The organism is Pandoraea sp. NPDC087047 (assembly GCF_044745225.1).
In the GTDB taxonomy this organism is placed as follows: domain Bacteria; phylum Pseudomonadota; class Gammaproteobacteria; order Burkholderiales; family Burkholderiaceae; genus Pandoraea.
On record NZ_JBIUZU010000002.1, the window covers coordinates 594,721 to 607,834 of the forward strand.

Sequence of the window (13,114 nt, forward strand, 5' to 3'; positions counted from 1 at the left end):
GGACGGTCAGTTCCACTGGTGGCGCTGCGGCAGCGCACCGTTCAGGACGTAATTGCCCAGCAAGTGATATTTCCAGCGCACCGGATCGTGCAGCGTGTGAACGCGCGCGTTGCGCCAGTGACGGTCGAGGTTGTACTTGCTGCGACTGGCGGCTGATCCGGCCAGCGCGAACAAGTGTTCGCTAGCGTTGAGTGCCGCTTCCGTCGTTAGAATCTTGGCTTGCGCAACAGCCACCGAGGCACGCGCACTCGATACCTCGTCAATCGGTTCGCGCGCCAGCGCATCGAGATGGCGTGCGGTCTCCAGCAACACGGCGTGTGCAGCATCCACGTCGATTTGCAACTGACCGATCTCGTGGATGATGTAGGGATCGTCGCTCGCCTTCGCTACGCCGGCATCGACCCACGGGCGGCTGCGCTCGCGCACGAAATCGAGCGCGTCGCGCAATGCGCCTTGGGCAATCCCCGCATCGATGGCGGCCTGAATCAATTGCGAGACAGGCCCCGACAACGTCGGGACCGACGCGTAGCGCCACACCGGCACGACATCGTCCTCGCTCACGACGACACCATCGAACGTCACGCCCCCGCTGGCGGTGGTTCGTTGACCAAAGGCATCCCAGTCGTCGAACACGGTCACGCCCGGTGCGTCGCGACGCGCCCACACCTGCACCGCGCGGTCCTGCTCGTCAACGGCACGAAATGGCACCCAGTGTGCAAACGCCGAACCCGTCGAATAGAATCGCGTGCCGCTCACGCGAAGTGTGCCGTCGGCATCGCGTGCGAGACGCGCTGTTGCCGCATAGAGATGCGCCGCCTTCGATTTGCGCTCCGGTCCGGCGTTACCCAGCCGCTGCCCCGCGAGCACGTCGGCGAACCACCGCTGCCGTTGCGCCTCGCTGCCCATGTCCAGCAGATTCTGCAGAACGGCAAAGTGATTCTGGGGAATCTGCCCCAGCGACGGATCGGCCGCGCAAATCGTGACGAACAACTGCGCGAGCGTTTCATAGGACGCCCCCAGCCCGCCGTAGGCCTTGGGAATCGTGATCGCCCACAGCCCGCTCGCGGTGTACTGCTCGATCTCGTCCCACGGAAGTTGCCGTTCGCTGTCGCGCTGCGCGGCGCCCGTGCGAAACGATTCCGCCAGCGTTTGCGCAATCTGCAACGCCTGCGCTTCACTGGCGATGCGCGGCACAGGCCGGGGAGCTTGCGGCAGACGCGTCAAAATGCGACGCGCGTGCGCCCCGGACTCCACGGGAGCAGACGCCTGCCCGATGGGCAAGACTGACGCCTGAGCCTCCAGGTTTTTCATGGGGTGCCTCGTTTGTGAATCGGAAAGGGATGATGGATGGTGTCGATTGGCCGAAATCAGCGGCTGCGCAGCCAATGGACATATCGGTCGCCGATGGCCTGCACCACTGTCACGAGCACGATCAGCACAGCGATCACGATCAACATCACCTGCGTGTCGAAGCGCTGATAGCCGTAGCGAATGGCCAGATCGCCGAGCCCTCCCGCGCCCACCGCGCCGGCCATGGCCGATGCGCTGATCAATGCGACCAACGTGATCGTGAAACCGCCGATCACACCGGGCAGCGCTTCGGGAAGATAGACGTGGCGCACGATGTGCCACTTCTTGCACCCCATGGCCTGCGCTGCTTCGATCAGGCCGGGGTCGACCTCTCGCAGACTGACTTCCACGATGCGGGCGAAAAACGGGGTCGCGCTGACTGCCAGGGGCACGATAGCCGCCCACACGCCGATGGTCGTGCCGGCGATGAACCGTGTGAACGGAATCAGCGCGACGAGCAGCACGATAAAGGGCGTGGCACGAAAGCCGTTGATGACGCCACCGACCACACGGTTCACGCGCGGCCACGCGAGAAAGCCGCCGGGGGCCGTCACAATCAGCAACACCGCGAGCGGAATGCCGGCAGCAAAGGCGATCCCGCCGGACACGCCGACCATCATCAACGTGTCGAGCAGCGCGTTCCAGTAGCGATCAGCGGAGAGGGTCAGTGTCAGCGACATAGCCGAGTACCTTGATGTCATGTGCAATGGCCCCAGGGCCCTGCGTTAGCGTTGCCCCATCGGGCTCGACTGCCGCCCCCTTGAGCGCGAGCAGCAACTGCCCCTGCGCGTGCCCCTGAATGCGGTCCACCCCGCCGTGCACGAGCCGGATATCCCCGCCCAGCGCACTGGCAATGCGCGGGAAGTCGGGCTCCAGGCCGTCTGCCCCGCGATAGGTCAGTTGCACGATCTGCGCGTGCGGGCCTGCGGGCCGCTCGGCGAGCAGTGCCGCTTGCAGATCGTCCGGAAGCCCGTGCTGCAACGGCGCGAGCAGCGCCCGCGTTGCATCGTGCCGGGGCGAGCCGAACACTTGCCAGACTTCGCCCAACTCGGCGATGCGTCCCTGCTCCAGCACCAGCACCCGATCCGCGATCTCGCGAATGACGCTCATTTCATGGGTGATGAGAATGACCGTGATCCCGAGCTGGCGATTGATGTCGCGCAGCAAACGCAGAATGGCTTGCGTCGTCTCGGGATCGAGCGCGGAGGTCGCTTCGTCGCAAAGGAGAATTTCAGGCCCCGTCGCCAGCGCACGCGCAATCCCCACGCGTTGTTTCTGCCCGCCCGACAGCCGCCCCGGATAGGTACCGGCTTTCTCCGTCAGCCCGACCAGCGCCAGCAATTCGCGCACCCTGGCGTCGACCTGCGTCCTCGGCACCCCGGCTACCCTCAGCGGCAACGCAATGTTCTCGAACACGGTTTTCGCCGACAGCAGGTTGAAGTGCTGGAAGATCATGCCGATACGGCGGCGCAGGCCGACCAGTCCTGCGTCGTCCAGCGTGGCGATGTCGACGCCGTCGACCAGCACCTCACCGGACGTCGGCCGCTCCAGCCGGTTGACCGTGCGCAGCAGACTCGACTTGCCTGCACCGCTACGGCCGATGATCCCGAAAATGCTGCCCGGCGCGATCTCCAGACTGATGGCGTCGAGCGCCGGCACGGGCCCTGCCGACGACAGGTATGTCTTCGTCACGTCACGAAACGTCACCGTGCCTTTCTCGCCCGGTTGGGCCTGCACGCGTGCACGTGTGGCAATGCCCGGCGCGAACTGGCCGGCCGCGGCGCCCGCCGGGCCCTGCCCCGCCAGCGATTGCCTTGCTGCGACGGTTACTCCCATGGGGAAACTCCTTTCGTTGCGGCGGGCGTCGTTACTTCACCCAGGCCAGCGTGTAGAGACGCTTGTCGTCGTTGAATGCGTGGAGCACTGCGGTCTTCACGGCATCGGAGTTCTGATAGATGCGGATGAACTTCTGCACCACCGGATCCTGCGTACGGTTCGCCTTCACCACGAACTGAATCGCGAAACGCGCATCTTCGATGCCCGAGTAAGCCAGCCCGCTCGACGGATCGAAAGCTTTGGCGGAGACGATGAAGTGCGGATACCCCTGGGCGATATCGACGTCGCCGGTAATACGCACCAGTTGCGGGCCTTCGACTTCCACGAAACGCAGCTTCTTGGGGTTGTCGACGATGTCATTGAGCGTGCCGAGGAAACCGACACCGTTCTTGAGCTTGATGAGCCCCACCTTTTGCAGCAGCAACAGGCCGCGTCCCTGATTGACCGGGTCGTTGGCGATCCCCACGGTGCCGCGCTGCGGCACGTCGGCGACCGTCTTGTGCTTGAGCGAATACAGCCCCACGTTCGCGAGAATGCCGGTGCCCGCACTGGCGAGCTTGAAACCGTTCTTCTGGATTGCGTTATCGAGGAACGGCTGGTGCTGGAAATAGTTGATGTCCAGATCGCCTGAATCGACCGCGATGTTCGGCGTGGTCCAATCGGTGAACTCGACCACGTCCACGTCGATGCCCTGCTTCCTGGCCTCCTTCGCGGCAACGGCAATCGAGTCGCCGTAGGCGCCGGCCATCACGCCGATGCGCAACTTGTCTGCCGCGTGAGCATTGGCCATGGCGAGGACAGCCAAAGGAACGATGAAAAAGCGGGAAAGCTTCATGAGTGACTCCGGGAACGGGTGGCGAGTGGAAAAGAACAACGACAGATCGCTCACTTCTTCAACCAGGGCAGGCTGTAGAGCCGTTTATCGCCGACATAGGATTCGTCGATCCTGGCGAGCACGGCGGGCGATTCTTGATAGATTCTGATGAACTGACGGATGCGCGGATCGCTCGCGTTATCGGCGCGCGCAACGAAGAGAATGGCGTATTGCAGATCGTCCGTCGTCGAATACTGCAATCCGCTTTTGGCGATATCGGGCCGCCCTGCCGCGACGAAGCGCGCCGGGTAGCCTTGCGCGACATCGACATCGTCGAGTGCGCGCACCAGTTGCGGGCCCTCGACTTCCTTGAACTTGAGATGCTTAGGATTGCCGGTGATATCGGCGAGCGTGGCGTGGCTGCCGACACCGGGCTTGAGCGTAATGAGCCCCGCTTGCGCGGCAAGCAGAATGCCGCGCCCTTCGTTGACGGGATCGCTGGCAACGGCGATCGTGGCGCCGTTCTTCAGCTCGGAGAGGTGTTTGATTCTCGATGAAAACAGGCCGATGTTCGGCAGAACGCCGACACCTGCCTTGACGAACTTGTAGCCGCGCTCGCGGATTTCATTGCCGAGAAAAGCCGCGTGCTGAAAATAGTTGAGGTCGAGATCCCCGGAGGCGAGCGCCACGTTGGGCGTCGTCCAGTCCGTGATTTCCACCACGCGAACGTCGAGCCCCTGCTTCCTTGCCTCCTGCGCGGCCACCTCGAGGGTGTCCCCCAGCATGCCCGGATTGGTACCGATACGTAGCGGCTCGGCATCGGCGCTCGCGACGCCCGAAACGAAAGTCAGCGCAACGACAGCCCCGAGAAATGCACGCTTCAGTCTTTTGGTGTTCATGATCCGATCAAGAAAATGTCCCGCAAACGGCATAGCGAGAATTCCTTGAAATCTGGATCGCGTGTGCCCGAGAGCCTATTAAAACCTCGCTCCCCGGCCCCGGCTACCAAGCAAAAATGGTATGCATATTCATACTTCGCATGTAGCCCAAGCCTTTGTTAAACAAAGACATTTCCAGAAATCCAATGCATCTCCAGGCAACTTGACGCACAGGATTAGGCAACAACACCGGTTCAGACTTGCTGCAAATCGACCAATCTGCTGGCGTGCTGTGCGATTTTCAGCAACGCGCCTCCGAGCGATGCATCACTGCGTTGCGCGCCTCCAACTCGCGAACCAGCGCCCAGTCGGCGTGCTCGCAGAAGTCGAGCATCACCGTGCCGCACGCGCCGTCGTGCGTCGCCAGACGCTCGACCATCATGTCGTTGATACCGCGCCGATCGGGCCGAACACCCCCGCAAGCGACCCGGCGGGGATTCGCCCCCATCCCGGTACCGCTGCAAAAATTGACGACCCAGCGCTCGCCCGTCAAGTGCCCCGTGCGAGCGAGGAGCGCCTCGATCCTTCCTAACTTGTAATCGATCGATGCCTCCACCGGCACGCGATATTCGTCCTGAATCGCAAAGCACGCCCCCGGCCGATCGATGTCGAACGTGGCGTTATCGGGCCACGCCGACAAATCGATTCCCATGGGCGCGTCGCTTGCGAAGCGTCGCAACAGCACAATCGCGCCGCGCACGTCGCCCAGGCGTGGAATCGTATCGCCGAGATACCAGTCGACGTGCTCCGCATACCGCTCGACGTATGACATGAATGTCTGTGCAAAACTGCGCGTGCCATTCTCGTCGCCGCATTCGTCCTTGACCGACATCACAATGCACTCGCCCGGGTGCTGTGCAAAGAACGCAGCGCAAGTCGCAATGACATCGTCGAACATCAACCCCAGCGCAATGCGTTGATGATTGATGTGGAAGACATCGCCCGCGTGGCGACAGCGAATGTCGAGCACCCGCACGCCACGTGCCAACTGAACGGCAAGGCTCGCGTTCTGTGTCTTCGCCAACGAGTCCTCGACGGTGTAGGCGCAAGTGTCGTGGCTGCCCGGCAGGGTCAGGCGATGCAATGGCGTTAATCCGCACACATCCGACATCCAGTTCGCCATCGTTGCAGCGGCCATATCAGTCGTAGCCGCCATATCGACAGGTTCAACAGACATAGGGGAGCCTCGCCTGCGTGGCCCGAAAATCCGGGGCAACGTTGTATATTGATCGGCAGTCATCGTCTTGCCCTCTTGATCGGGCAGGCTGCACGAAGCAAGTTTTGCATTCCCTCACTCGTCACTTCATGCCGAAGAAACAAACGTCCTGGGTCACCGCCGCCGAAGTTGCCCGCCTCGCCGGTGTATCGCGTTCTGCCGTATCGCGCGCTTTCACGCCGACAGCCAGCATCGCGCCCGAGACACGCGAGCGCGTGATGGACGCCGCGCGCACCCTGGGCTACCAGGTCAACCTGATCGCACGGGAAATGATCATGCAGCGCAGCAGCATGGTCGGCGTGGTGACTGCCGGATTCGAAAACCCGTTTCGCGCGAAACTACTCTCCCAGATCATCGCCGCGCTCGGTCGTCGCCAGCTCACCCCCATCGTGGTGAACGCGCAGGACCCGGTGCAGATCCAGCAGTCGCTCGACATGCTGTTGAGCTACCGGATCGGCGGCATCATCATGACGTCCGCCTCTCCCCCGCTCGGCCTCGCCCGCCAGTACCTCGAAGGCGAGATTCCCGTGGTGATGATCAACCGCGCGTCGGACCTACCGGGCGCGGATGTCACCGTCAGCGACAACGCTGCGGGTGCCGCGCTGGCCGCCGATATGCTGATCGAGGCAGGCGCGACACGACTCGCCTTTGTCGGTCCGACCAAGCCCAGTTACAACGGCAAAGCCCGTTGCACCGGCTTCCTGCGTGCCGTCCGACGCAGCGCACTGGCACATCCGGTCCAGACGCACAGCACGCCGGGCGACACCTACGAATGCGGCGTCGACGCCGCCCATGCACTGCTAGCCCAGAGCGCGCGCCCCGACGGCGTGTTCTGTTCGTCCGACCTGCTGGCGCTGGGCTTCGTCGACATTCCTGCCGCCAGCTACGAGAACTATCAACTCACCACCATCGCGCAGGACACCCACGCCTTGGCGAACACCGCGACCGCGCTGCTCATCGACCGTATGAACGCGTTCTCCGGCGCCTCGCGCACGCAAATCGTGCCGGTAACAGGCGTGGTACGGAAAAGTTGCGCCTGATCGCACCGGCCGGTCAGCTCACGCAATCGTTTGATCTCACGCGTTTGATCTCACTTAAGGCCGCCGGAAAACCCATGCACGAGGTAGCGCTGCACGTAGCCGGCGACAGCCAGCGCCAAATGCCACTGGCGTGGCTTGAGGGTGATTCTGGCGAGGGATCGTTAAGGAATTGTGGCAAGCAAAAACGGGCGCTTCGCAGCGCCCGTTTTTTTGGGTTCGGCTTGCTCGGTCAGCGGCCGAGACGAATCACGCGAAATCAAGCATCCGGGCGGGTGCCCTTCACCGTCACTGCGGCGTGTCCGGCGGCGTCGCCATGACGACGCCCTGCCATCTCGCTGCTGCCCGGGTCGCCGGCCGGCAGACGATGGTTTTCGATGTCCTGCACCACCTGGATTGCCGTGGCGTCGATACCGTCGGTCAGCGGCTTCGGGTCGAGGCCGATACCGAGGATCATCACCGCCATCGCGCCGAGCAGCGCGAACTCGCGACGGCTCAAGTCCTTGAGCGACGCCACACGAGCATTGCCCACGCGTCCGAAAATCACGCGCTTGTACATCCACAGCGTGTAAGCGGCGCTCAGCACCAGCGTGAGCGAGGCCAGCGTGCCAATCCAGAAGTTGACCTTGATCGCGCCCATCAGCACGAGAAACTCGCCAACGAAGCCCGAGGTGCCCGGCATCCCGACGTTCGCCATCGAGAACAGCATTGCGAACGCGGCAAAGCGCGGCATCGTGGCGGCCACACCGCCATATGCATCGATCGACGCGCTGCCGGTGCGGTCATACAGCATGCCCGTGCACAGCAGCATCGCGCCCGAGACAATGCCGTACGAAATCATCTGCATCACGGCGCCGTCGGTGCCCATCTCCGAGAAGAGGAACAGACCGAGCGTCACCAGCCCCATGTGAGCGATCGCCGAGTACGCCAGCAGCTTGCGCAGATCGGTTTGCACCAGCGCCACCAGGCTCGCGTAGATCACGGCGATGAGCGACAAGACCACCATCAGCGGCGCGAGGAAATGGCTCGCATCCGGCAGCAGCGGCAGATTGAAGCGCAGCAGACCGTAGCCCCCCAGCTTCAGCATGCCGAGCATGACCGCGGCCCCCGTCGGACCGTCGAGGTGCACTTCCGGCAGCCACGTATGCACCGGCCACATCGGCACCTTGACCGAGAACGCGGCGAGAAAACCGAAGAACAGCATGACCTGCACCGCCAGCGGCAAGTGCAGCGCCTGCCAGCGCGCCATGTCGAAGCTCTGCGTCTGCATATACAGATAGAGCATCGCCACCAGCATCATCAGCGAACCGGTCAGCGAGAAGAAGAAGAACTTCACCGCCGCGTGCGAGCGATTCGCCCGGCCGTACACACCGATGAGCAGATACAGCGGCAGCAGCGTCGCTTCGAAGAACACGAAGAAGAGCATGCCGTCCTGCGCGCAGAACACCCCTTGCATCAGACCGGAGAGGATGAGGAAGCTACCGAAGTACGAACTCATGCGCGTCGTCACGGCGCGCCACGAGGCCAGCACCACGATGATCGTGGTCACGCCGGTGAGCGCCACGAGCCACAGCGAAATGCCGTCGATGCCTACGTGCCACGAGGCGTCGAACGATTCGATCCAGCGAAAACGCTCCACGAACTGGAGACTGGAGACGCTCGTGCGGAAACCATGCACCAGCGGCACGATCGGTGCAGCCGAAATGACGGCGGCGGCCAGCGATGCCCAACGAACGGTATTGGGATAACGATCCTGGCCCAGCAGCATGACGAGCGCGCCAGCCACGATAGGAAGCCAGATCAGGAGGGACAGGATGGGAAACATGGAGGGTCCTGGTGTGCCGCAACAAAAAACGCGCGCAAACGCGCTACGTTGACGCAACCAGGGATGATCCGGCCCCGCACGTGTCGCGCAGGCGAAACGCGCAAATCAAGGCAATTCAATGCCTGCGGGAAGGGACGCCAGGCGCAGGGGCGTCAACGAAGGTGGCAAGCATACGCGTCTCGAAAACATTTTGCATCGCAGCAAATTTTACAAATCATTGCGGATTCATAATCCGTCCGGCCGGTCGGCAGTTGAAGCAGCACCGGCGCCCTTATGTGACAAAGCGTCGCAGCCTGATTCCGCTCACGCATGACAAAGTCAACTGGCGCATACGTCAAATTCGTCAATAACGCATTGCGGAATTTGCAGTCAATGCGAGGCGTAGCGACTGGCTACACCTCGCACGAAAGGCAAGACGACACGCTGTGGAGTTTGAGGAAGGACGTCGGCGTTGATCAGACCTTCGGGCGACGCAGGTCGAACATCGGACCGATCTCGGCATAGTCGCCGAGATAGCCTGCGCGCATCACCGGATGCGCCTTCGCGGTATCGAAGATGCCATCCTCACGCAGAAACTCCCGGCGGATGTGCACCCCGACCACCTGCCCCAGCGCGAGCCAGTTGTCCATCGGCTTGCCGTCGAGATTCTGCAGACGCACGATTTGCAGCAGCTTGCATTCAAGCGACGCGGGCGACTCCGCCACGTGGGGCACGTCGACATTGACGCCCGGCGCCTTGGTCAGCCCGGCCAGTTCGAACTCGTCGACCGCGTGCGGCACCGACGCCGATGTCTGGTTCATCTGCCCTACGAGCGACTTGCTGGTCAGGTTCCAGACGAACTCACGCGTGGCTTCGATGTTGGCAATGGAGTCCTTGAACCCTTCGCTGCAAAAACCGATGATCGGCGGGAAAGTCGCAAACGCCCCGAAGAAGCTGTACGGCGCGAGGTTGACGCGCCCGGCCGTATCACGACTCGAGATCCAGCCGATCACGCGCGGCGCAACAATGGCCTTGAAGGGATCGTGGGACAGACCGTGACCCTTCGCCGGGTCGTAGAAATGAACGTCGTTGGACATGGGGCGGGAAACCAGCAATTAAGCGGTTGTGCGGGTAAGCGGGTAAGCGGGTAAGCGGTATGGCCGATGCTAACGCACTCTGCCCGCGCGTGTTGGCCGTCGCGTTCGAGACGCTCGCGTTCAGGCCGGCGTTTGGCGTCCGAGGCGCGTGATCAGATCGGCATGCGCGGGCCATTGCGCGGCAAGCGCCGCCGGATCGGCCATCTCGAAGTCCTCGAAGGCAAAGCCCGGCGCCACGGTGCACCCGGCCAGCGAGTAACGCGTCGACGGTGCGGGCTGGGCCGCGAACCAATGCCCGGCGGCAACGACATGCTGAAGCTGCTCTGCGCCCGCGACGTCGTGTCCGAGAGCGGTCGTCGTCAGCTTGCCCGACGGATCGATCTCATGAATCAAGAGCGTGCCGCCGAGGTGAAAATGCCAGACTTCGTCGCTGCGAATTCGATGGAATGCGGAAAAATCGTCCGCTTCGAGCAGATAAAGGATCGCGGTGGAAATGCTGCGCGGGCCGGTAAAACCGTCCGGCAACGCCTTGGCATCGATCTCTCCCGATGCGCGATACGTCTCGCGATAATGCCCACCCTCCGGGTGCGGCAAGAGCTTGAGCGACGTGACGAGATCGGCTGCGCACAGCGTGACCATAACCAACTCCTTCGAAATCGGGGGGAACCATCGGGACCGGGATCGGCGCCCCACACGATATCGCATTGCCGTGGTCGACAGTCGTCGAAGCCATGGAAGATTCATGTGCCGAAACCAGTATTTCGACGAATAAAACACGAAACGATATCGATATCCCCCTCCCCTTTTCGCCGAATACGGCGTGGCCAAAGGCGCAAGCGGCGATGACGACGGGATTCGGCGAGATTGCCCGATTTGTGCGACGATTGCCGTGTTGCGTCGCGCAAGGCGACGCGTTTTTCATTGCACGCGCCGCTTGGGCGCCGTCAGATCATGCCCGCCACACTCAAGATTGACTTTGTTTCCGATGTCGCCTGTCCCTGGTGCGCCATCGGCCTCGCCTCATTGAAGACGGCACTCGGCCGTCTGGGCAACGAGGTCGACGCCGACCTGCATTTCAGCCCCTTCGAGCTCAATCCCGATATGCCGGTAGACGGCGTGCCGCTTGCCGACTATATGTCGCGCAAATACGGACTCTCGCCCGAGCAGCTTGCGCAGAATCAGGCGAACATCAGTGCACGCGCTGCGGCCGAAGGTTTCCCAATGCGCATGGATCTGCGCACGCACGCTTACAACACGTTCGATGCGCATCGTCTGCTCCATTGGGCACAGACGGCCGGCCTCGACAAGCAACTCGCCCTCAAGGAAGCGCTCTTTCGCGCCTACTTCGTCGACGGCAAGCGCACGAGCGATCCGGAAGTGCTGGTCGACGCCGCCCAGCAGGCCGGCCTCGATACGGCCCGTGCACGCGAGATTCTCGCCTCGGACGAGTACGCCGATCAGGTGCGCGCGCTTGAGCGTCACTACCAGAATCTCGGCATCAGTTCGGTGCCTGCCGTCATTTTCAATAACCGGCATCTCGTGAGCGGCGGCCAACCGCCGGAGGTCTTCGAGCAGGCGATCCGTCAGATTCTTGCCGAGGGCTGATCCGTCATGTCGTCGCTCCCCCCGACCGCCGACACCGCGACGGTAAGCGCCCCTGCTGCGGCGCAACTGCACGAGCCGCCCGCCGCCGGGCGCGGCCTCGCCATGACGGCGATCCTGCTCTCCGTCTCGCTCGCCAGTCTCGATACCGCCATCGCCAACACGGCACTGCCGCAAATGGCGCTCGATCTGCATACGTCGCCCTCGGCGTCGGTGTGGATCGTGAACGCCTATCAATTGGCGATGGTGGCGACGTTGCTGCCGTTTGCATCGCTTGGCGAGCGCGTCGGGCACAAGCGCGTATTCACGTCCGGTGTGGCCGTGTTTCTGGTGGCGTCGCTGCTGTGCGCCCTGTCACCGACGCTCGGCTTTCTGGCGAGCGCCCGTGTGCTGCAAGGCGTGGGCGCGGCGGCGGTGATGAGCGTGAACATCGCGCTGATTCGCTTTCTGTATCCCGCAAGTCAGTTGGGACGCGGCATGGGGCTGAACGCCCTGATCGTCGGCATTTCGTTTGCCATCGGGCCGACGGTGGCGTCGCTGGTGCTCGCGTTTGCGAGCTGGCCGTGGCTGTTTCTGATCAACGTGCCGACGGGGCTGCTGGCACTGGCGTTCTCGCGTCGCAACCTGCCGGATACGCCGCGCAGCGAGCACAAGCCGGACATGATCGCTGCGCTGCTCAACGTGGCAACGTTCTCGCTGCTGATCTTCGCACTCAGCCAAAGCGCGCAGCAAGCCGACTGGCATCTGACGCTGGCGTGTTTCGTTGGCGCACTGGGATTCGGATGGGCGCTGATTCGACGCGAACGCGGTCATCGTGCGCCGATGCTGCCGGTCGATCTGCTGCGTCTGCCAGCATTTGCGTTGTCGACACTGACGGCCATTTGCGCGTTTGCGACACAGGGGCTGGGACTGGTTTCGCTGCCGTTCTATTTCGAGAACGTGCTGCATCGCAGCCCCATCGAAACCGGTTTTCTGATGACGCCGTGGCCGTTTTTCGTGGCGGCGATTGCCCCGTTGGCCGGACGTCTCTCCGACCGCTATGCGCCCGGCGCGCTGGGTGCGATCGGTCTGGCGATGCTCAGCGCGGGCATGGCGCTGCTGGCGATCATGCCGGAGCACGCGCAGTTATGGGACATCGGTTGGCGCATGGCCTTATGCGGTCTGGGCTTCGGTTTCTTCCAGTCACCGAATCTGAAGGCGTTCATGCATAGCGCCCCACCGGAGCGCAGCGGCGGCGCCAGCGGCATGGTCGGAACGTCGCGCTTGTTGGGTCAGGCGACCGGCGCCGCGCTCGTCGCGCTCGCACTGGGCCTGTTCGGCACGCACGGCTCGACGTGGGCGCTCGCCTGGGGCGCGCTGTTCTCCGCGGCGGGATGTCTGGCGAGCGGGTTGCGATTGATCGGAGGGCGCCCGCACTAAC

At 63.0% G+C, this 13,114-nt stretch carries 12 protein-coding genes; 3 read left to right on the forward strand and 9 right to left on the reverse strand.

The window, feature by feature from the left end; all coding sequences use genetic code 11:
• Positions 1 to 6 precede the first annotated feature (6 nt).
• The 6 genes from ACIPHM_RS05415 to ACIPHM_RS05440 all read right to left on the reverse strand — a co-directional run bounded on the left by ACIPHM_RS05415 (position 7) and on the right by ACIPHM_RS05440 (position 6,115).
• On the reverse strand, positions 7 to 1,311 hold the full coding sequence (locus ACIPHM_RS05415) for an SfnB family sulfur acquisition oxidoreductase (RefSeq protein WP_400325252.1): 1,305 nt from the start codon (positions 1,309 to 1,311) through the stop codon (positions 7 to 9).
• A 56-nt stretch (positions 1,312 to 1,367) separates the two neighbouring features.
• Positions 1,368 to 2,030 (reverse strand): methionine ABC transporter permease, encoded by a 663-nt coding sequence (locus ACIPHM_RS05420; protein WP_400325254.1) that lies wholly within the window; start codon positions 2,028 to 2,030, stop codon positions 1,368 to 1,370.
• Positions 2,002 to 3,186: a methionine ABC transporter ATP-binding protein gene (locus tag ACIPHM_RS05425; protein WP_400325255.1), complete on the reverse strand. Its 1,185-nt coding sequence runs from the start codon at positions 3,184 to 3,186 to the stop codon at positions 2,002 to 2,004. The genes ACIPHM_RS05420 and ACIPHM_RS05425 overlap by 29 nt, the downstream gene beginning before the upstream one ends.
• Positions 3,187 to 3,217: 31 nt before the next feature.
• Positions 3,218 to 4,021, reverse strand: a complete 804-nt coding sequence (locus ACIPHM_RS05430; protein ID WP_400325257.1) for a MetQ/NlpA family ABC transporter substrate-binding protein — start codon at positions 4,019 to 4,021, stop codon at positions 3,218 to 3,220.
• Between the two features lie 50 nt (positions 4,022 to 4,071).
• Positions 4,072 to 4,899 carry a MetQ/NlpA family ABC transporter substrate-binding protein gene (locus ACIPHM_RS05435; RefSeq protein ID WP_400325259.1) on the reverse strand — a complete coding sequence of 276 codons (828 nt, stop codon included), beginning with the start codon at positions 4,897 to 4,899 and terminating at the stop codon, positions 4,072 to 4,074.
• A 280-nt stretch (positions 4,900 to 5,179) separates the two neighbouring features.
• Positions 5,180 to 6,115, reverse strand: coding sequence for a phosphatidylinositol-specific phospholipase C (locus ACIPHM_RS05440; protein ID WP_400325261.1), 936 nt, complete (start codon positions 6,113 to 6,115; stop codon positions 5,180 to 5,182).
• A gap of 128 nt (positions 6,116 to 6,243) precedes the next feature.
• Between ACIPHM_RS05440 and ACIPHM_RS05445 the strand changes: the two genes are divergently transcribed.
• Positions 6,244 to 7,194, forward strand: a complete 951-nt coding sequence (locus tag ACIPHM_RS05445) for a LacI family DNA-binding transcriptional regulator (protein ID WP_400325263.1) — start codon at positions 6,244 to 6,246, stop codon at positions 7,192 to 7,194.
• Positions 7,195 to 7,450: 256 nt separating this feature from the next.
• Here the strand turns inward: ACIPHM_RS05445 and ACIPHM_RS05450 are convergent, their stop codons facing one another.
• The 3 genes from ACIPHM_RS05450 to ACIPHM_RS05460 form a co-directional block, all read right to left on the reverse strand.
• Entirely contained in the window at positions 7,451 to 9,016 is a 1,566-nt protein-coding gene (locus ACIPHM_RS05450; protein WP_400325265.1) for a NuoM family protein, read from the reverse strand.
• Positions 9,017 to 9,471: 455 nt separating this feature from the next.
• The gene (locus tag ACIPHM_RS05455; RefSeq protein ID WP_400325267.1) at positions 9,472 to 10,092 is read right to left on the reverse strand and encodes a flavin reductase family protein; all 621 of its coding nucleotides are present in this window, start codon (positions 10,090 to 10,092) and stop codon (positions 9,472 to 9,474) included.
• 120 nt (positions 10,093 to 10,212) lie between these two features.
• Positions 10,213 to 10,731: a cupin domain-containing protein gene (locus ACIPHM_RS05460; protein ID WP_400325268.1), complete on the reverse strand. Its 519-nt coding sequence runs from the start codon at positions 10,729 to 10,731 to the stop codon at positions 10,213 to 10,215.
• A 312-nt stretch (positions 10,732 to 11,043) separates the two neighbouring features.
• Here ACIPHM_RS05460 and ACIPHM_RS05465 point away from each other — a divergent pair, with 312 nt between their 5' ends.
• Both ACIPHM_RS05465 and ACIPHM_RS05470 read left to right on the forward strand, forming a co-directional pair.
• A complete protein-coding gene (locus tag ACIPHM_RS05465) occupies positions 11,044 to 11,697 on the forward strand; it encodes a DsbA family oxidoreductase (protein WP_400325270.1) in 654 nt (217 codons plus the stop codon).
• A 6-nt stretch (positions 11,698 to 11,703) separates the two neighbouring features.
• Positions 11,704 to 13,113 (forward strand): MFS transporter, encoded by a 1,410-nt coding sequence (locus ACIPHM_RS05470; protein WP_400325272.1) that lies wholly within the window; start codon positions 11,704 to 11,706, stop codon positions 13,111 to 13,113.
• Position 13,114: the final 1 nt, after the last annotated feature.